At 63.9% G+C, this 18,998-nt stretch carries 17 protein-coding genes and 1 tRNA gene; all 18 read left to right on the top strand.

Translation table 11 applies throughout. The annotated features are described in order from the left end of the window. Positions 1–144: 144 nt before the first annotated feature. The 18 genes from WBN73_RS04155 (at position 145) to WBN73_RS04070 (ending at position 18,724) form a co-directional block, all read left to right on the top strand. Entirely contained in the window at positions 145–1,251 is a 1,107-nt protein-coding gene (locus WBN73_RS04155) for a BMP family lipoprotein (protein ID WP_443193241.1), read from the top strand. Positions 1,252–1,385: 134 nt separating this feature from the next. Continuing rightward, positions 1,386–2,903, top strand: a complete 1,518-nt coding sequence (locus tag WBN73_RS04150) for an ABC transporter ATP-binding protein (RefSeq protein ID WP_337339520.1) — start codon at positions 1,386–1,388, stop codon at positions 2,901–2,903. Next, positions 2,896–4,251 carry an ABC transporter permease gene (locus WBN73_RS04145; protein WP_207596770.1) on the top strand — a complete coding sequence of 452 codons (1,356 nt, stop codon included), beginning with the start codon at positions 2,896–2,898 and terminating at the stop codon, positions 4,249–4,251. The genes WBN73_RS04150 and WBN73_RS04145 overlap by 8 nt, the downstream gene beginning before the upstream one ends. After that, the gene (locus tag WBN73_RS04140) at positions 4,248–5,537 is read left to right on the top strand and encodes an ABC transporter permease (RefSeq protein WP_089594145.1); all 1,290 of its coding nucleotides are present in this window, start codon (positions 4,248–4,250) and stop codon (positions 5,535–5,537) included. Before WBN73_RS04145 ends, WBN73_RS04140 begins: the two co-directional genes overlap by 4 nt. A 2-nt stretch (positions 5,538–5,539) precedes the next feature. After that, complete coding sequence (locus tag WBN73_RS04135; protein WP_207596771.1) at positions 5,540–5,944, top strand: cytidine deaminase; 405 nt, start codon at positions 5,540–5,542, stop codon at positions 5,942–5,944. After that, positions 5,941–7,251: a thymidine phosphorylase gene (locus WBN73_RS04130; RefSeq protein WP_337339521.1), complete on the top strand. Its 1,311-nt coding sequence runs from the start codon at positions 5,941–5,943 to the stop codon at positions 7,249–7,251. The genes WBN73_RS04135 and WBN73_RS04130 overlap by 4 nt, the downstream gene beginning before the upstream one ends. Positions 7,252–7,339: 88 nt before the next feature. Continuing rightward, positions 7,340–7,990: a DedA family protein gene (locus tag WBN73_RS04125; protein ID WP_207596773.1), complete on the top strand. Its 651-nt coding sequence runs from the start codon at positions 7,340–7,342 to the stop codon at positions 7,988–7,990. Positions 7,991–8,182: 192 nt separating this feature from the next. Beyond that, positions 8,183–8,866 (top strand): DedA family protein, encoded by a 684-nt coding sequence (locus WBN73_RS04120; RefSeq protein ID WP_207597504.1) that lies wholly within the window; start codon positions 8,183–8,185, stop codon positions 8,864–8,866. A gap of 49 nt (positions 8,867–8,915) precedes the next feature. Continuing rightward, the gene (locus WBN73_RS04115) at positions 8,916–10,058 is read left to right on the top strand and encodes an adenosine deaminase (protein WP_207596774.1); all 1,143 of its coding nucleotides are present in this window, start codon (positions 8,916–8,918) and stop codon (positions 10,056–10,058) included. After that, a complete protein-coding gene (locus tag WBN73_RS04110) occupies positions 10,036–10,731 on the top strand; it encodes a MazG nucleotide pyrophosphohydrolase domain-containing protein (RefSeq protein WP_207596775.1) in 696 nt (231 codons plus the stop codon). Before WBN73_RS04115 ends, WBN73_RS04110 begins: the two co-directional genes overlap by 23 nt. 116 nt (positions 10,732–10,847) lie before the next feature. After that, a complete protein-coding gene (gene eno, locus WBN73_RS04105; RefSeq protein WP_207596776.1) occupies positions 10,848–12,128 on the top strand; it encodes a phosphopyruvate hydratase in 1,281 nt (426 codons plus the stop codon). Positions 12,129–12,260: 132 nt separating this feature from the next. Next, a complete protein-coding gene (locus WBN73_RS04100) occupies positions 12,261–13,001 on the top strand; it encodes an FtsB family cell division protein (protein WP_337339522.1) in 741 nt (246 codons plus the stop codon). 68 nt (positions 13,002–13,069) lie between these two features. Then, the gene (locus tag WBN73_RS04095) at positions 13,070–13,753 is read left to right on the top strand and encodes a DUF501 domain-containing protein (RefSeq protein ID WP_207597505.1); all 684 of its coding nucleotides are present in this window, start codon (positions 13,070–13,072) and stop codon (positions 13,751–13,753) included. Beyond that, the gene (locus WBN73_RS04090) at positions 13,750–14,706 is read left to right on the top strand and encodes a Ppx/GppA phosphatase family protein (protein WP_207596778.1); all 957 of its coding nucleotides are present in this window, start codon (positions 13,750–13,752) and stop codon (positions 14,704–14,706) included. The genes WBN73_RS04095 and WBN73_RS04090 overlap by 4 nt, the downstream gene beginning before the upstream one ends. Further along, positions 14,703–16,094, top strand: coding sequence for a S8 family serine peptidase (locus WBN73_RS04085; protein ID WP_207596779.1), 1,392 nt, complete (start codon positions 14,703–14,705; stop codon positions 16,092–16,094). The genes WBN73_RS04090 and WBN73_RS04085 overlap by 4 nt, the downstream gene beginning before the upstream one ends. Before the next feature lie 38 nt (positions 16,095–16,132). Then, on the top strand, positions 16,133–17,587 hold the full coding sequence (locus tag WBN73_RS04080) for an NAD(P)/FAD-dependent oxidoreductase (protein ID WP_207596780.1): 1,455 nt from the start codon (positions 16,133–16,135) through the stop codon (positions 17,585–17,587). A gap of 121 nt (positions 17,588–17,708) precedes the next feature. Further along, the gene (locus WBN73_RS04075; protein WP_337339523.1) at positions 17,709–18,629 is read left to right on the top strand and encodes an N-acetyltransferase; all 921 of its coding nucleotides are present in this window, start codon (positions 17,709–17,711) and stop codon (positions 18,627–18,629) included. Between the two features lie 21 nt (positions 18,630–18,650). Continuing rightward, positions 18,651–18,724: transfer RNA gene (locus tag WBN73_RS04070), tRNA-Leu, on the top strand. Positions 18,725–18,998 lie beyond the last annotated feature (274 nt).

Raw genomic sequence — 18,998 nt, 5'->3', positions numbered from 1 at the left:
TCCAGGCCACTAGTGTGGGTTTCATCAATGCGCTTCGGCGCAGCTGCGAGCATCAGTGAAAACAGAATTTCTGCCTCAGGTATAGGAAACGGACACTCATTGACCATCCGTCGTAGCGCCAAACACTTTCTTCCTGGAGGAAAATTGAAGAAACCACTGCGTGCCACCCTGAAGCGCGGTTCAATGGCCGGTGTTGCCACAGTCGGCGCAGCAGCGCTCCTGCTGACCGGCTGCGGGCAGGCCCCCGACGCCGGATCCGGCACCGCTACCAAGAGCGACTTTGTTGGATGCATCGTGTCCGACTCCGGCGGATTCGATGACCAGTCCTTCAACCAGTCCTCGTTCGAAGGCCTCAAGAAGGCCGAGACGGATTTGGGCATCACGGTGAAGTCGGCCGAGTCGAAGGCCAACAGCGACTTCGAAACCAACCTCAACGGCATGATCTCCGCCGGCTGCAACCTCACGGTGACCGTTGGCTTCCTCCTGGGCGATGCCACCAAGGCCGCCGCCGAGAAGAACACCGACAAGCACTTCGCGATCGTCGACTACACGTACGAGACCCCGATCGCCAACGTCAAGCCGATCGTCTACGACACGGCGCAGGCGGCTTACCTGGCCGGATACGCGGCTGCGGCCACCTCCAAGACCGGCAAGGTAGGTACCTTCGGCGGCATCAAGATCCCCACGGTCACCATCTTCATGGACGGCTTCTACGACGGCGTCCAGGCCTACAACAAGGCCAAGAACAAGACCGTCCAGGTTGTTGGCTGGGACAAGACCACCCAGGACGGTTCGTTCACGGGTGACTTCGAGAAGCAGGACACGGGCAAGCAGGTCACCATCAACCTGCTGGACCAGGGCGCGGACATCATCATGCCTGTCGCCGGACCTGTTGGTAAGGGCGCAGGCGCTGCGCTGAAGGAAGCCAAGGCAGCCGGCAAGGACGTCAAGCTCATCTGGGTTGACTCCGATGGCTACCTCACCGCTCCTGAGTACAAGGACCTCATGCTGACCTCCGTGGTCAAGCAGATGGGCGAAGCTGTTGAAGCCGTGGTGAAGGATGACACGGAAGGCAAGTTCAACAACGCAGCCTACGTCGGCACCTTGGAGAACGATGGCGTTGCCATCGCTCCGTTCCACGATCTTGACTCCGCTGTCACCGCTGAAACCAAGTCCGAGCTCGATGCCCTGAAGGCTGACATCGTCTCCGGCAAGCTGGTTGTCGAATCGGCAGCGAGCCCCAAGAAGTAAATCAATTCCTGGACGCGCCGCCAGTACCGAGCCCCGGTACTGGCGGCGCGTTTTTGCCCTGACTACGCTGGGCTCAAAGCCAGTGGCTTTGGAGCAGTACAGCCGTCCCTCGGACTCACAGAACGGTGGGAGTTGTGAAACTCGAATTGAAGGGGATCTCGAAAGCCTTCGGGACCTTCTACGCCAACCAAGACATCGACCTCGTGGTCGAATCCGGCCAGATCCATTGCCTTCTCGGCGAAAACGGTGCCGGAAAATCAACCCTTATGAACGTGCTGTACGGGCTGTACGAGCCCACAGCCGGCCAGATCCTGGTCAATGACCAGCCGATCAGTTTCCGCGGCCCCGGTGATGCCATGGCGGCCGGCATCGGCATGGTGCACCAGCACTTCATGCTGGTCCCCGTCTTCACGGTGGCGGAAAACGTGGCCCTCGGCGCGGAGCCGACCTCGTTCGGCGGTGTGCTCAGCATGGACGAAACCCGGAAGAAGATCCGGGAAATCTCCGATAAATACGGCTTTGACGTGGATCCCGACGCCTTGGTGGAGGACCTGCCCGTGGGCGTCCAGCAACGTGTCGAGATCATCAAGGCACTGGTCCGCGAAGCCAAGGTCCTCATCCTGGACGAGCCCACCGCAGTGCTGACGCCGCAGGAAACCGATGAACTTCTGGACATCATGCGGCAGCTCAAAGCCGGTGGCACGTCCATCGTCTTCATCTCGCACAAGCTGCGTGAGGTGAAGGCTGTCTCCGACGTCATCACCGTCATTCGCCGCGGCAAAGTAGTGGGGGATGCGCCTCCCACGGCCTCCGCCACCGAACTGGCATCCATGATGGTGGGCCGCCCTGTCAGCCTGAGCCTGGACAAGGCACCCGCGCAGCCGAAGGAAACCACATTCGTGGTGGAAAACCTGACGGTCCGCGCTGCCAACGGCACCAACGTGGTGGACGGGATCAGCTTCGACATCGCCCAAGGTGAGATCCTCGCCGTCGCGGGTGTCCAAGGCAATGGCCAAACGGAACTGACCGAAGCCATCCTGGGCGTGCAGGAGCACGTCACAGGTTCGGTGACCCTGGACGGCAAGCAACTGCTGGGCCTTCCGGTCAAGGAAGTGCTGCGTTCGGGCGTCGGCTTTGTTCCAGAGGACCGCACCGTGGATGGACTGGTTGGACCTTTCTCGGTCGCCGAAAACCTGGTGCTTGACCTGTATGACCAAGCACCTTTTGCCAGCGGCATCAGCATGAAGCCGGCCAAGGTTGCTGAACATGCCAAGGCCAAGATCGAAGAATTCGATATCCGGACTCCCTCTGCGGGGTCGGCCGCTGGAACACTGTCCGGCGGCAACCAGCAGAAAGTGGTCATGGCGCGGGAGCTGTCCAGGCCCTTGCGGTTGTTCATCGCGAGCCAGCCGACCCGTGGCGTGGATGTCGGCTCCATCGAGTTCCTGCACAAGCGCATCGTTGCCGAACGCGACGTCGGTACGCCGGTCATGATCGTTTCCACTGAACTTGATGAGGTCATCGAACTCGCGGACCGGATTGCCGTGCTCTACAAGGGCAAGCTCGTGGGCATCGTCCCCGCCGGAACGCCCCGCGACACCCTTGGCTTGATGATGGCCGGCGTCGGCCCGGAAGGAGGCTCTGATGACTGAGAAGGATCAGTCCAAGAGCGAACCAACACCCGCCCTGCCCGCTGAGGACCAGTCCACAGCGGACCTCCGTGCGGCAGATGTCTCACTTGATACCGCGGGAGGCATGCTGGAACCATCCATCGTTCCGGTGTCTTCCCAAAGCGGCGATTCCGGAGCTCAGCAGGGCAGCCTTATGCGCCGCATCGTGATGGGCAACGGCTTCGTGTCCGTCCTGGCCGTCATCGTGGCACTGTTCCTGGGTGGCCTGCTGATTGCCAGCACGGACGCCCAGGTTGCCAAAACCGCAGGCTACTTGTTCGCCCGGCCCACGGACTTCCTCAGCGCGTTGTGGTCTGCCATGACCGAGAGCTATGTTGCCCTTTTCCAGGGGTCGATCTTCAACCCCCGGCAGGGACTGCAGCCGCTGCTTGAAACCATGACGGTGGCAACCCCGCTGATCTGTGCAGGCCTTGGTGTTGCCTTGGCCTTCCGCGCCGGCCTGTTCAACATCGGCGCACAGGGACAGATCATCATCAGCGCCACGCTGGCTGCCTACGCAGGGTTCGCCTGGCACTTGCCGTTCGGCCTGCACCTGCTGGTGGTCATCATCATGGGGGTCCTGGGTGGTGCACTTTGGGGTGCCATCGTTGGCATCCTCAAAGCACGGACCGGTGCACACGAGGTGATCGTCACCATCATGCTGAACTACGTGGCCTTGTTCCTGCTGGACTTCCTGCTGAACACTGCTGCGTTCCGGCGTCCGGGGGACAACAGCCCCATCTCGCCACGCCTGGACGAGTCGGCAACGTATCCCGTCCTCATCCCCGGCTCCCGTCTCCACGTGGGATTCCTGGTGGCCATAGCGCTGACCTTCGGCGTGTGGTGGCTGTTGAACCGGTCCACGATCGGCTTCGAATTCCGTGCTGTCGGCGCCAACCCCATCGCTGCACGGACCGCCGGCGTCAAGGTATCCCGCGCCACCATCCTGGTGATGGCCATGGCCGGTGCCCTCGCCGCTTTCGGCGGTATTGCCCAGGTTGCCGGTACGGAAAAGGTGCTGACCGGCGGCGTCGCTGCCCAGATCGGCTTCGACGCCATCACGGTTGCCCTGCTGGGACGCAGCACGCCGTGGGGGACGTTCTTCGCCGGCCTGCTGTTCGGAGCCTTCCGCGCAGGGGCAGTGCAGATGCAGATCCAGACGGGAACGCCCATCGACATCGTGCTGGTGGTGCAGTCCTTGATCGTGCTCTTCATCGCGGCACCTCCACTCATCCGGTCGATTTTCCGGCTTGAACCCAAGAAGAAGAACAAGACACCTAAGGCGGCTCCCAAGGCTGCCCTCGTCAACGCCTCCGGAGGTGCCAAATGAGCGCGACAACCACCGCTCCGAAGTCGGGTTCAACGGCCCTGCCGGCGTTCCGGCCTTCCATGAAAGTCCCGCTCTCGCTCGGCATCCTTGCCCTCATAGCCTTGGTCTTCTTCGGCTTCCTGGGTCCGGACCAGACAGCCGAGATGAAGATCAGCGACGCCGGTGACGCCGTCGCCGTCCCGGCGCTCATGATTCCGGGGCAGGTGGGCGGGGTGGTCTTCGGCATCCTGCTGCTGGCTATGGCCGCCTACTCCATCTACCTCTGGACGCAGGGGGAGCGTTCACCCAAGTGGCTGCCCATTGCCTTTGCCGTGGTATTCGTGTTCGCGTTGCTCGTCTGGATCGTGGCCGGCGCACGGCAGCCGTCCATTTCGCTGGCAGGCCTCGTAGCGGGGTCGGTAACACTGGCCGTACCTCTGGTCTTCGGTTCATTGTCAGGCGTGTTGTGTGAGCGCGTGGGCGTGGTGAACATCGCCATTGAGGGACAACTCCTGGGCGGCGCCTTCACCGCCGCGCTGGTAGCCACCATGACGGGCAGCCCCTATATCGGCCTGATCGCGGCGGCTGCTGCCGGTGCCGCAGTCTCCATGGTCCTGGCGGTCTTCAGCATCAAATACCTGGTCAACCAGATCATTGTGGGCGTTGTCCTCAACGTGCTGGTCTCCGGCCTCACCGGCTTCCTTTACGGCACGCTGATGGTCCCCAACAAGGAGCAGTTCAACACCCCGGGGCGCCTGGACATCCTGCCGATCCCGCTGCTCTCGGACATCCCCATCATCGGGCCCATCCTGTTTGAGCAGTCCATTGCCGGCTACCTCATGTACATTGCCGTGGCCGTGGTGTGGTTCGGCCTGTTCAAGACCCGGTGGGGCCTGCGGGTCCGCGCCGTCGGCGAGCACCCGCAGGCTGCCGACACCCTGGGTATCAATGTCAACGCCACCCGCTTCTGGAACGTCACCCTGGGTGGTGCCATCGCAGGTATCGGTGGCGCAGTCTTCACTCTGGTGACCATCGATTCCTTCACCAAGGACATCTCCGGCGGCCGAGGCTTCATCGCCTTGGCAGCCTTGATCTTTGGCCGGTGGAACCCGATCGGCGCGTTCCTGGCATCGCTGCTGTTCGGCTTCGCGTACAACCTGCAATCCATCCTGGGCATCATCGGTACACCGGTGCCCAGCCAGTTCATGGCCATGCTGCCGTACTTGGTGACCATCTTCGCCGTCGCCGGTTTGGTGGGTAAGTCGCGGCCACCGGCCGCAAGCGGCATACCGTACGTGAAGGGTTGACGATGCCTGCGGATGACATCGATTGGCAGGCGCTGGAAGCGGCAGCACAGCAGGCCATGCGCCACGCCTATGCGCCCTACTCCAAGTTCCCGGTGGGCGCTGCGGCCCTCACCGAGGACGGTCGGATCGTTACTGGCTGCAATGTGGAGAACGCCAGCTACGGGCTGACCCTCTGCGCCGAATGCGCACTTGTTGGGCAGCTTCACATGACAGGCGGTGGCCGGCTCGCCGCGTTCTATTGCGTGGACGGGCAGGGCAACGTCCTCATGCCGTGCGGCCGGTGCCGCCAGTTGCTCTACGAGTTCCGGGCGCCCGGCATGCAGCTCATGACCACGCAGGGAATCAAAACCATGGACCAGGTGCTCCCTGATGCCTTCGGTCCCGAAAACCTGGAGGAAACCACGTGACCAACACTGAAGCGTTCGACGCCGTCCAGATCATCTCCATCAAGCGCGACAAAGGCACCCTCACTCCCGAGCAGATCGACTGGACCATTGATGCCTACACCCGGGGTGTCATCGCCGAGGAACAAATGGCCGCGCTGAACATGGCCATCCTGCTCAACGGAATGGACCGCGCCGAAATTTCGCGGTGGACGTCCGCCATGATCGCCTCGGGCGAGCGGATGGACTTTTCGTCCCTGACAAGGCCCGACGGCGGACGCAAGGCTACCAGCGACAAACACTCCACCGGTGGGGTCGGGGACAAGATCACGCTCCCCCTGGCGCCGCTCGTTGCCGTGTTCGGCGTCGCAGTTCCTCAGCTCTCAGGCCGCGGGCTGGGCCACACGGGTGGAACGTTGGACAAGCTCGAAGCCATCCCCGGGTGGCGCGCCAACCTGAGCAACGACGAGATCATGGCCCAGCTCCAGGACGTGGGTGCAGTCATCTGCGCGGCAGGTTCCGGGCTGGCTCCTGCCGACAAGAAGCTCTACGCGCTGCGTGACGTCACGGGCACGGTGGAGGCGATCCCGTTGATTGCTTCCTCGATCATGAGCAAGAAGATCGCCGAAGGCACGGGCTCCTTGGTGCTGGACGTCAAGGTGGGTTCCGGTGCCTTCATGAAGGATGAGGCCCGGGCCCGCGAGCTTGCCGAGACCATGGTGGCCCTGGGCAAGGATGCCGGTGTGCACACCGTCGCCCTGATGACAGATATGTCCACGCCGTTGGGTTTGACCGCCGGAAACGCGATCGAAGTTGAGGAATCCGTGGAGGTCCTTGCCGGCGGCGGCCCGGAAGACGTCGTCGAACTGACCGTCCGCCTGGCTGAGGAGATGCTGGCCGGCGCCGGCATCCACGACGCCGACCCCGCGGCTGCCTTGAAGGACGGCCGTGCCATGGATGTCTGGAACCGGATGATCGAAGCACAGGGTGGCGACCCGCGTGCTGCGCTGCCGGTGGCCAAGGAATGCGAGGTTGTCTATGCTCCCGCGGACGGTGTCCTGGTGGAACTGGATGCGCTTTCTGTCGGTGTTGCGGCCTGGCGCCTGGGCGCCGGGCGGGCCCGCAAGGAGGACCAGGTCCAAGCCGGTGCCGGTGTCCGCATGCACGCCAAACCGGGCGCATTGGTCCGTGCGGGGGAGCCTCTGATGACACTCCTGACGGACACTCCCGGGAAGTTTGAACGGGCCAAGGAAGCGCTCCAGGATGCCGTTGTGATCGCGCCCGAGGGGTCACGCCCGGCACATCAGCTCATCATCGACCGCATCGCCTAGGCTTAAGTGTTCCGGGCCGTTCGGCAAGAACGGCCCGGAACACCAGTCATCCGGCGCCTGTGGGGGAGCCGGCTACCGTAAGGAAACCGTGCAGGGCATCAACGATTTCATCCTCGCCGCGGCGGAGCAGCCATGGGTGTTGTTCCTGGTGTTGGCCTGCTGCGTGATAGATGGCTTCTTCCCACCCATTCCGAGCGAATCCGTGGTGGTGGGCCTGAGTGCCGTGTCCGGGAGCAGCGGCGCGCCCAATGTATGGCTGCTCGGCGTGATGGCAGCCTTGGGAGCGTTCTCGGGGGACAACATCGCGTACATCATCGGCCGCCGCATAGGGATCCAGCGGTGGCGGTGGATGCGCACGCAGCGGATGCAGGGCGCCTTCCGTTGGGCAGGCAAGGAACTCCGACGCCGGTCGGCCTCGCTCATCATGGTGGCCCGCTTCATCCCCATTGGCAGGGTGGCCGTCAATCTGACGGCCGGTGCCACGCACTTCCACCACCGACGCTTCGTGGCCCTTACTGCCATGTCCGCCGTCCTGTGGGCCACGTATTCGGTAATCCTGGGCTACTTCTTCGGAGTCTGGTTCGAAGACAACCATCTCCTGGGCGCCGTCATAGCGATCGTGGTTGCCGTGATCCTGGGCATCATCATCGATCGGATCATCAGCAAAGTCCGTGGATCAGTGCCGTTGGACGGCAAGAACATCCCCGAGGAAGACGCTCCGACTCCACCCACGGTATGACGCCTCCGGCCCCGGAAGATCAGCCCGGCGGTTGACGACGGCACCTTATCAGCCCCTATAGCGTTAAGCGTGTGATCCCAAGGCTGGGACGTAGCGAACGACGTCCCGGCCGTGGGACACTAGAGCGACTTCCGTCACACCGTCAAGTCATATTCGTCTAGGAGCTACCGCCGCGTGGAGTTTTTGAACCAAATGCTCGAGCATGCAGCCGGGCAGCCTTGGATATACCCGGTCCTGCTGGTCTTCTTCTTCATTGACGGATTTGCCACCATCCTTCCCAGCGAAACAGCCATCGTTGGCCTCTCGGCGCTGTCCCTTCACAGCGGAGAGCCCAACCTGTGGATCCTGGGAGCCACCGCACTGGTAGGTGCCATGGCAGGCGACAACATGGCCTACTTGCTGGGCCGGAAGATCGGCCTCACCCGCTGGAAGTGGATGCGCCGGCCCAAGGTCCAGAAGATGTTCGCCTGGGCGCAGTATGAGCTGGATAAGCGCGGCGCGGTCCTCATCTTCACGGCCCGCTACATTCCCTGGGGCCGCGTAGCAGTGAACTACGTGGCCGGACAAACCGGCTTCCGCCACCGGACTTTCTTCTGGTTGGACGCCTTCGCCTGCATCACCTGGGTAGGTTACTCCATCGGTATCGGCCTCCTCGCGGGCCAGTGGGTGCACCACAACCCGCTCCTGGGAGTCGGCATCGCGGTTGCCTTCGCCGTGGTCCTGGGCATTGTGGTGGATCACGCCCTCCGTTGGTGGCACAAATACCTGGAGAAGAAGGACCTCGCCAGGGAGGCTGCTGCCAGCACCGAAGTGACAGCTGTCGATCCCGCTGAAAAGGCGATCGCCGGCGTCGACCTCTCCAAGCCCGCCAGCTAAGGCGACCGGCAGTACCAGCCAGAGCGGCTGTGGGGATTAGTCTTAGTACGTGACTGAGCCCATACTTGACGCCGCCCCTGCCCTTGACTTCGATCTGAAGAGCCTCCCCAAGGTTTCCCTCCACGACCACCTGGACGGAGGCCTCCGCCCCGCCACCATCATCGAGCTCGCTGAGGCGGTCGGCCACACGCTGCCGTCCACCGACCCCGTTGCGCTGGGTGAATGGTTCCGCGAATCAGCCGACTCCGGCTCACTGGTCCGCTACCTCGAAACGTTCGACCACACCATTGCTGTCATGCAGACCAAGGAAGGCCTCTTCAGGGTCGCCAAGGAGTTCGTGGAAGACCTCGCCGAGGACGGCGTGGTCTACGGCGAAGTCCGCTGGGCACCGGAACAGCACCTGCAGAAGGGCCTCACCCTGGACGAGGTTGTTGAAGCCGTCCAGACCGGCCTTGAAGCCGGTGTTGATGCTGCTGACGAGCGCGGCCAGCAGATCCAAGTGGGCCAGCTCATCACCGCAATGCGCCACGCCGATCGTGGCCAGGAGATCGCAGAGCTCGCTGTTCGCCACCGTGCCAATGGCGCTGTCGGCTTTGACATTGCCGGCGCCGAAGACGGTTTCCTCCCGTCCCGTTTCAAGGACGCTTTCACGTACCTTGCCGAAAACAACTTCCCGGCCACCGTCCACGCCGGTGAAGCAGCGGGCCTGGAGAGCATCCAGTCAGCCCTGGTCGATGGCCGTGCCCTGCGCCTGGGCCACGGCGTCCGGATCGCCGAGGACATTTCGGTGGAGTTTGAGGACAACTCCGACGACGACGGCGAGGACACCGTCGGCATGGTGACCATCGGCAGCGTGGCGGCCTGGGTCCGCGACCGCGGCATCGCCCTGGAAATCTGCCCTTCCTCCAACCTTCAGACCGGTGCGGTTTCCGGCTTTGGCGATGGCATCGAGAGCCACCCCGTGGACATGCTGTTCCAGCTCGGCTTCAACGTCACCATCAACACGGACAACCGACTCATGAGTGGCGTCACCCTGACGGACGAGTTCGAACTGCTGGTGGAAACCTTTGACTACGACCTCGATGACCTCCTTGAACTGACGCTCAACGCCGCCGAGGCAGCCTTCCTGCCGCTGGACGAACGCGAAGCCTTGGTTGAGTACATCAACGATGCCTACGCCAACCTCGGCTAACAACGCCGACGGACTCACGGAGCTCATTGGGACGATCGCCGCGCTGCGTGAGCACTGTCCTTGGATGGGTGCGCTGACGCACGAATCGCTGGTGGAATACCTGATCGAGGAAGCCTACGAAGTGGTGGATTCGATCGAAGCCGGCGACTCCCCGGAAAGGGACAGCGAGCTCCTGGGCGAGCTGGGCGATGTACTGCTTCAGGTAGTACTCCACGCCCGGCTCGCCGAGGAGCGCGGCAGCTTCGATTTCGCGGACGTGGTGCGCAGCATCAACGCCAAGATGGTCCGGCGGAACCAGCACGTCTTCAAGGCCGATGGTTCCCTGCGGGAGAGTTTCCCGGCCAGCGTCGAAGAAATCATCGTCAAGTGGGACGCCGCCAAACGTGCCGAGAAGCCGGAACGGAAGGATCCCTTTGAAGGCATCCCGCCGCACCTTCCTGCGTTGGCAGCAGCACAGAAGTCCCTGGATAGGGCAGCCCGCGCAGGGGTGAAGGTCGACGCGCAAGGCCCCGTGGCCGCCGTCGGGCTTCCCGTCATCCCGGCCTCGGAAGAGGAGCTCGGTGAGCTGCTGCTGACTGTCGTGGCCGGTGCCCGGGAGCAAGGACTCGACGCCGAACGGGCCCTCCGTTCCGCTGTTCGATCGTTTCAGAACAGCCAGTCCCAGCCTTCATGACGTGGGTCTTTGGAAGTTGTTCCGTAACCTAAGCCACTCTGGACTACGCTAGTAGCGACGAGGACGTTGAGAATTTCCCTCCTCATTCCTGTAATTTGCCCATAAGGAGCACATCCATGGCGCTTATCGATGCCATCCACGCACGCGAGATCCTTGATTCCCGCGGAAACCCGACCGTAGAAGTTGAGGTCCTGCTCTCCGACGGCCAGATCGGCCGTGCAGCAGTTCCCTCCGGTGCTTCCACCGGCGAGCACGAGGCCGTTGAGCTTCGCGACGGTGACAAAGGCCGTTACCTCGGCAAGGGTGTCCAGAAGGCCGTTGACGCCGTCATCGACGAGATCTCCCCGGCCCTGATTGGTTTCGACGCCACTGACCAGCGCAGCATCGACCAGGCCATGATCGACCTGGACGGCACGCCCAACAAGGGCAAGCTCGGAGCCAACGCCATCCTGGGTGTTTCCCTGGCCGTCGCCAACGCTGCAGCAGCTTCGGCTGACCTGCCGCTGTACAAGTACCTGGGCGGCCCGAACGCCCACGTCCTGCCGGTTCCGCTGATGAACATCCTCAACGGTGGCTCGCACGCGGACTCCGACGTGGACATCCAGGAATTCATGATCGCCCCGATCGGTGCCGAGACCTTCTCCGAGGGCCTGCGCTGGGGTGTTGAGGTCTACCACAACCTCAAAGCTGTCCTCCAGGAAAAGGGCCTCTCCACGGGCCTCGGCGACGAGGGTGGCTTCGCCCCCAACCTGCCGTCCAACCGCGCTGCACTGGATCTGATCCAGGAAGCCATCAAGAACGCCGGCTACACCCCGGGCACGGACATCGCCCTGGCACTGGACGTTGCATCCTCCGAGTTCTTCAAGGACGGTGCCTACCAGTTCGAAGGCAAGGCACTTTCCGCTACCGAGATGAGCGCGTACTACGCTGAGCTCGTTGCCGACTACCCGCTGGTTTCCATCGAGGACCCGCTGGACGAGAACGACTGGGAAGGCTGGAAGACCCTCACCGATACCATCGGTGACAAGGTCCAGCTGGTGGGCGACGACCTCTTCGTCACCAACCCGGTCCGCCTGCAGCAGGGCATCGATTCTGCAACGGCCAACTCCCTCCTGGTCAAGGTCAACCAGATCGGTTCCCTGACCGAGACGCTGGACGCCGTTTCCCTGGCCCAGCGCTCCGGCTACACCACCATCACCTCGCACCGCTCCGGCGAAACCGAGGACACCACCATTGCTGACATCGCCGTTGCCACCAACGCGGGCCAGATCAAGACCGGTGCCCCGGCCCGCTCCGAGCGCGTCGCAAAGTACAACCAGCTGCTGCGCATCGAAGAAGAACTCGACGACGCCGCACGTTACGCCGGCCGCAGCGCGTTCCCGCGTTTCAAGGGCTAGCCTTCAGCGAAAACACGTAACCGGTGGCTATGGTGGAAAGACCATGGCCGCCGGTTCTGTTTAACGCGGGCCAGGTCAACAACAGCAAGCGCAGCAACCCGCCAGGCAAGCACCGGGCATTACAGGAGTGTCATGGCCACCCGTCGTCCAAAGGTACCCAGGGCCGACGCACTGGGCCCCTCCAGTGCAGGCCGTTCCTCCAGCGCGGGCCGTCCCGTCAGCGAAACCCGGGCCACCGGCGCCAGTCCGCGAACTGCCGCCAAGAGCACTGAGGGTGCAGGGACAAAAGGTTCCGGTTCCAGTAGCGGCGATGTCATCAAAGCAGAGTTTGGCGGACCCCGGATAACTGCCAAAACCCCGACGCCGGCAGGCGGCACCAAAGCACCCGCCGGCAAGAAGCCATCCGTGGGCCAACAAAAGCCTACGGACAAGGCATCCGGCAAGCCGGGCACCAAGGCCACATCTGACCATGATCTGGATCCAGTGCCGGCCAAGGCGTTTTCCGGCAGGATGCTGGCGCTGGCAGTGGTCATGATTGCGATCACCATTATGCTGGCCCCCACGGTGAAGATTTTCCTGGAAAAGCGCGCCGAAATTTCGGCGCTGGAAGCCGAAATTGCAGGACGGAAAGCAGAGCAGGCCGAGCTCAACAAACAGCTTTCCCGGTGGCAGGACCCCAACTACGTGAAACAACAGGCCCGCGACCGCATTAACATGGTTATGCCGGGTGAAACAGGTTACTGGGTGTTTGGGGGAGAAGAAGCCGCCGGCACGCCGGGTGGCCGCACCGGCTCCGGATCGTCTGCAAACCCGGAAAATCTGCCCTGGGTGGATGCCCTCTGGGAGTCAATCAGACGATCGGCAACTGACTAGACGCGGTGCCCACCGCCGTCGTGTCCGCAGTGGACACGGCAACAAGGGCAGGAAGGGTGGCAGCGCAAGTGGAAGAGAACACGGCAGCCGTGCCGCAGGAATCCCGCCAGCCATCAGCACATGATCTTGAGGTCCTCAGCCGCCAGCTCGGCAGGCCGGTACGGGATGTCGTTGAGATCCCTGCGCGGTGCGTCTGCGGCAATCCACTGGTGGCCGCTACCGCACCGCGGCTCAGCAACGGAACACCGTTCCCCACCACGTTCTACCTGACCCACCCCGTCATTACCTCCGCGGTGTCGCGGTTGGAAGCGGGCGGCCTCATGAACGAGATGAATCATCGCCTCACGGCCGACCAGGACCTGGCGGGCGCCTACCGCAGCGCCCACGAGGCCTACCTCCAGGCCCGCGATGACATCGCCGGCCGCTCTGGAACCGGCGCTGTCCCCGAAATCGACGGCATCTCCGCCGGTGGCATGCCCACCAGGGTGAAGTGCCTCCACGTCCTGGTTGGGCATTCCCTGGCTGCTGGGCCGGGAGTCAACCCGCTGGGAGACGAAGCACTGGGCGCCATCACGGAGTGGTGGACCAAGGACCGTTGTTACTGCGATGGTGCGTGGGACACTGCCGGTGAGGCACCGTCCCGGGACCTGAGCCGGCACGGACCGCAGGGGCTGCCGGACATCGTGGGGCGTCCAGCGCCGGTTCGTACACCGAAGACGGACACTCCGGGCCACCAGGAAGGCACTGCATGAGCCGCGTTGCAGCGATCGACTGTGGAACCAACTCCATCCGCCTCCTCATCGCGGATGCTTCAGCAGACGGCGCGCCGGGCCCGCTGGCCGACGTCGTGCGTGAGATGCGCGTGGTTCGGCTCGGCCAGGGTGTCGATGCCACCGGCGAGCTTGCACCCGAGGCGCTGGAACGCACGTTTGCAGCAACACGTGACTACGCCGAACTGATCAAGGCGCACGGCGCCGGGCACGTCCGTTTCGCCGCTACGTCCGCCACCCGTGACGCCCGCAACCGGCAGGTTTTCGTGGACGGCATCCGGGATCTCCTGGGTGTGGAGCCCGAGGTCATTTCCGGGGACGAGGAAGCGGCGCTTTCCTTCGCCGGCGCCAGCAGTGTCCTGCCGGCCACGGGGGAGGACCCCATCCTGGTGGTGGACCTCGGTGGCGGCAGCACTGAGTTCGTCCTGGGCGACTCCACTGGCGTCATCGCGGCACGCTCCGTGGACATCGGGTGCGTGCGGCTCACCGAACGTCACCTTCGCAGCGATCCGCCCACCGCGGCGCAAATCGCGGCAGCAGAGGCCGACGTCGATGCCGCACTTGATCTTGCTGCGCAGACGGTACCGCTTGACCGCGCCACGGCCGTAGTGGGCGTTGCCGGTTCAATCACCACCATCACCGCCCACGCGTTGGGCCTGGACGAATACCAGCCGGACCGGATCCATGGTGCGTCACTGGATCTCGAAACCATCACCGACGCGTGCACCAACCTGCTGGAAATGACGCGGGACGAGCGCGCAGCGCTTCCGTACATGCATCCGGGCCGCGTGGACGTCATCGGCGCCGGCGCCTTGGTGTGGCGCCGGATCCTTGCCCGCCTGGCCAGTGTCAGCAGTGGCAGGATTGCTGCGGCCGTCTCCAGCGAGCACGACATCCTGGACGGCATCGCCCTCAGCATCCGGGACGCCGCATGACGTTGCGTTTTCACCGGACCCTCTCCGCTGCCCTTGCCACGGTCTTGGCAGGCGGGGCGTTGGCGGGTGCGCTGTTGACGGCCCCTGCCGCCACCGCAGACGCGTGGCGCGACAAAGAGTTCTGGCTCAAGGATTCGGGTGTCACCAACGCCTGGCAGGTTTCCAAGGGTGCCGGAGTGAAGGTTGCGATCATCGACAGCGGCATTGATGGCAACCACCCGGACCTCAAAGGCGTAGTGGTGGGCGGGACGGACGTATCGGGCGCGGGAGCACCCAACGGGCAAAAGAGTATTGGTGCCAAGACCGAGCACGGAACCTTGGTTGCCACGATGCTCGCCGGGCGCGGCCACACCACACCCACGGCCTCGCCTTCACCAACGGGGTCCGCGCCGCCTCCAGTGCCACCCACGGTCCCTCCTGCCGGGGGACCGGATGGGATCATCGGTGTCGCTCCTGAAGCGCAAATCCTGGCCGTCTCCACCTGGCTCGGATCACCGAACCCGGGTGGCAAAACGGACCAGGAGCAGATTCCGGACGCCGTGCGCTGGGCCGTGGACAACGGCGCCAAGGTCATCAACATCTCCTTGGGCAGTACCTCGCCGGACTGGCCGCAGAGTTGGGACGCGGCCTTCCTTTATGCAGAGCAGAAGGATGTGGTGATCGTCGCGGCCGCCGGGAACCGCGTGGGCGGCAACGTCCAGGTCGGAGCCCCGGCAACCATTCCCGGTGTCCTGACTGTCGCCGGACTCGACGGTGAGGGGCGCGCCAGCGTCGACTCCTCATCCCAGGGCATCAGCATCGGCGTCGCCGCACCGGCCGAGAAGCTGGTAGGCGGCATCCCCGGCGGCGGATACGCCGAATGGGCGGGAACGTCCGGTGCTGCCCCGATCGTTTCCGGTGTGGCCGCCCTGATCCGTTCCAAATGGCCGGAGATGAGTGCCAATCAGGTCATCAACAGAATTGTGAGCACGGCCAAGGACGCGGGAGCTCCGGGCAAGGATCCCCTCTACGGTTACGGCATCCTTAACGCCGAGGCGGCACTGAAGGATGAGGTGGCTGCCACCAGCAGCAACCCATTGGGTTCCATCGCTGACTGGATCCGGGTCCACCGCCGGGGAGATTTCAGCGAGCCGTCGCAGGCTCCCGTGGCGAGCCCCACCAGCGCAGCACCCACGCTCGCCGATCCGACCGTTCCGGCCGCGAAGACGCCGGCGACCGTCGACGACGCCCTGCCGGCCGCCGTCGTGCTTGGATTTGGAGCCTTGTTCCTTGCCCTGGTGACGGGGGCCGCGATCCAATTGAGGAGGGTCGCCAAAAACGCTCCAGCGGTGGCCGAGGAGGCCGAAACGGGCGCGCTTCTGAAAGTGGATCCACCCGCCCGGACGTAGTTAGTGAAGATTTTCACAAAGTACTGTACTCTGGACTCATGGCAACCACCCCAGAGCTCATTGACCGTCCCCGGGTTCTCGTCGTCGGCGGCGGCTACGTCGGCCTGTACGTAGCCCTCAAACTGCAGAAGAAGATCGCGAACGCGGGCGGCATCGTCACCGTCGTTGATCCACTGCCGTACATGACCTACCAGCCCTTCCTCCCGGAAGTAGCAGGTGGCAACATCGAGGCACGCCACGCCGTCGTCTCCCACCGTCAGCACCTGAAGCAGACTGAGCTCATCCAGGGCCGCGTCACCAGCATCGACCACGCCAACCGGACCGCGGTCATCGCCCCGTCCGATGGCGGCGACAACTTCGAAATCCCGTACTTCGATGTCGTCATCGCAGCAGGCGCCATTACCCGGACCTTCCCCATCAAGGGCCTCGCGGACAAGGGCATTGGCCTGAAGACCATCGAGGAAGCCGTTGCACTGCGCAACAAGGTCCTGGAGCGCATTGAAGCCGCTTCCACCATGACCGACCCCGCAGAGCGCGCCAAGGCACTGACCTTCGTCGTGGTGGGTGGCGGCTTCGCCGGCATCGAGTGCCTCACCGAAATGGAAGACCTCGCCCGCGCCGCAGTGCGCAACAACCCGCGCATCCGCCAGGAAGAAATCCGTTTCATCCTGGTCGAAGCCATGGGCCGCATCATGCCCGAGGTCACTGCCTCGCAGGCCGAGTGGGTTGTGGAGCACCTCCGCAGCCGTGGCATCGAAGTACTCCTCAACACTTCCCTTGACAGCGCCGAGGGCAACCTCAAGCTGATCAACCTCCCGGACAAGACCCCGGCCCAGGAAGTTGAAGCAGACACCTTGGTATGGGCTGCCGGCGTGCAGGCCAACCCGATGATCCGCTCCACCGACTTCCCGCTGGAACCCCGTGGCCGTGTCCGCGTCCTCCCGGACCTGCGCATCGCAGGCGACGAGGGCATCGTGGAGAACGCCTGGGCCGCCGGCGACATCGCCGCTGTTCCGGACCTCACGGGCAAGGGCCTGCCGGACGGCACTTGCGTCCCCAACGCCCAGCACGCTCTTCGCCAGGCCAAGAAGCTCGCCAAGAACCTGTGGGCTTCCCGCTGGGACAAGCCGCTGCACGACTACAAGCACAAGAACCTTGGTGCTGTGGCCGGCTTCGGCGAGTGGAAGGGTGTTGCCAACATCAACCTGCTCGGCCGCATCGGTCTCAAGGGCGGCCTCGCCTGGCTGGCACACCGTGGTTACCACGGCATGGCCATGCCCACGGTTGAGCGCAAGTTCCGTGTGATCTTCGGCTGGATCCTGGCCTTCTTCGCCGGCCGCGACACCACGCAGCTGATGGACCTCGACAACCCGCGCGGTGCCTTCGTGGCCGCTGCAACGCCCGCTCCCAAGCCCGCTGCCGCTCCGGCACCTGTAGAGGCCAAGCCTGCGGCTGAGGAAGCCAAGACTCCGGTCACTGCCGCCGCCAAGTAGTCAACGCACGGCGCAGTCAACGCACGACGGCGGCCGCTCCCTTTCGGGGAGTGGCCGCCGTCGGCGTTTAAGCAGGTGTGCCCACGGCGGTGGCGGGTTGCTGCGCCCCTAGACTGTTGCCATGTCCGGTGAAACCGATCTGAAGACACTCCTGCAATCCCTCCACCCCGTAGCCCGCGATGGCGACTACGTCTACGCCCTGTGGCCACATGGCAGGCCGCTGGAGGGCGGGATCGAGGCGGCTGTGCGCGAGGCCGAGGGCCTTACGGTTGTCCTCCGCCGGGACGAGGCTGATGCGCTGGGTCTGAGCTACGACTTCGTGGCCTCGTGGATCACGCTCCAGGTCCACTCGGCACTCGAAGCGGTGGGCCTCACGGCCGCCGTGAGCGCCGCCCTGACCCACGCGGGAATCAGCTGCAACGTCCTGGCGGGTTTCCACCACGACCACCTCCTGGTGCCTTCGGCCGACGCGGGCCGGGCCATGGATGTGCTCCGGCTTTTGGGAAAAGGTCTCGTGCTCCGAAGTGAGCGTCCCGAGGACCGCGCCGAGATTCTGGAACTGACTGCCCAGGCCTTCTCCGTCTCGCCGGTAACCGGTGAACCCGTGGACGGCGTGCCGATGGAAGCAGGGCTGCTGCGCGAGCTCTTTGAATGCCCTGAGTACCTTCCGGAGTTCAGTATCGTCGCCGAGATGGGTGGGGAGATTGTGGGGCATGCCATCAGCACGAGGGGCTGGATCGGAGACTTGGAACTGCTGGGGCTGGGTCCGATCGGCGTGCTTCCCGCCTTTCAGAAGCGCGGGGTAGGTTCAGCCTTGATGCGGGAGACGACGGCCCGTGCCACAGCCGCAGGGGAGCCCGGCATTGCCTTGCTCGGCAGCCCCCTGTACTACATGCGCTTCGGTTACGTGCCGGCAGCCTCTGTGGGTGTGCAACCGCCGGAGGCGATGTGGGGCGATCACTTCCAGTTGTTGACGCTTCCCGCATGGCCCGACGACGTCCGTGGCACCTTCCGCTACGCCGGGCCATTCAGCGGGCTGTAGCTGGGATACCATGGTGCGGGCGCCCCAGTAGCCCAATTGGCAGAGGCAGCGGACTTAAAATCCGCGTGTTGTGGGTTCGAGTCCCACCTGGGGCACAAGCAGAAAGACCCCCGAAACCCTTGCGAACAAAGGGATTCGGGGGTCTTTTTCCTTGGCCCGGGTTAGGCCGTCCACGAGGGGCTTGCTGGTCTGTCTGAACCTCGCTTATCCGCCCACATCGCTTCCGCCGGGCTCCCAAGGGTCCTCCGCGGAAATTCCCAGCCCGCTCGTAGATTCCCCACAGGCAACGAGTGTTATAGGGATGTGACCTGAATCACTTATGTTCGCCGCCCAATTGCATTAGTTTGAGTCTTAATCAGGAACACCTGA

Origin of the sequence: Paenarthrobacter sp. CCNWLY172 (assembly GCF_037402035.1) — a bacterium.
Classification (GTDB): domain Bacteria; phylum Actinomycetota; class Actinomycetes; order Actinomycetales; family Micrococcaceae; genus Arthrobacter.
This window is presented reverse-complemented; position numbering and strand designations above follow the sequence as displayed.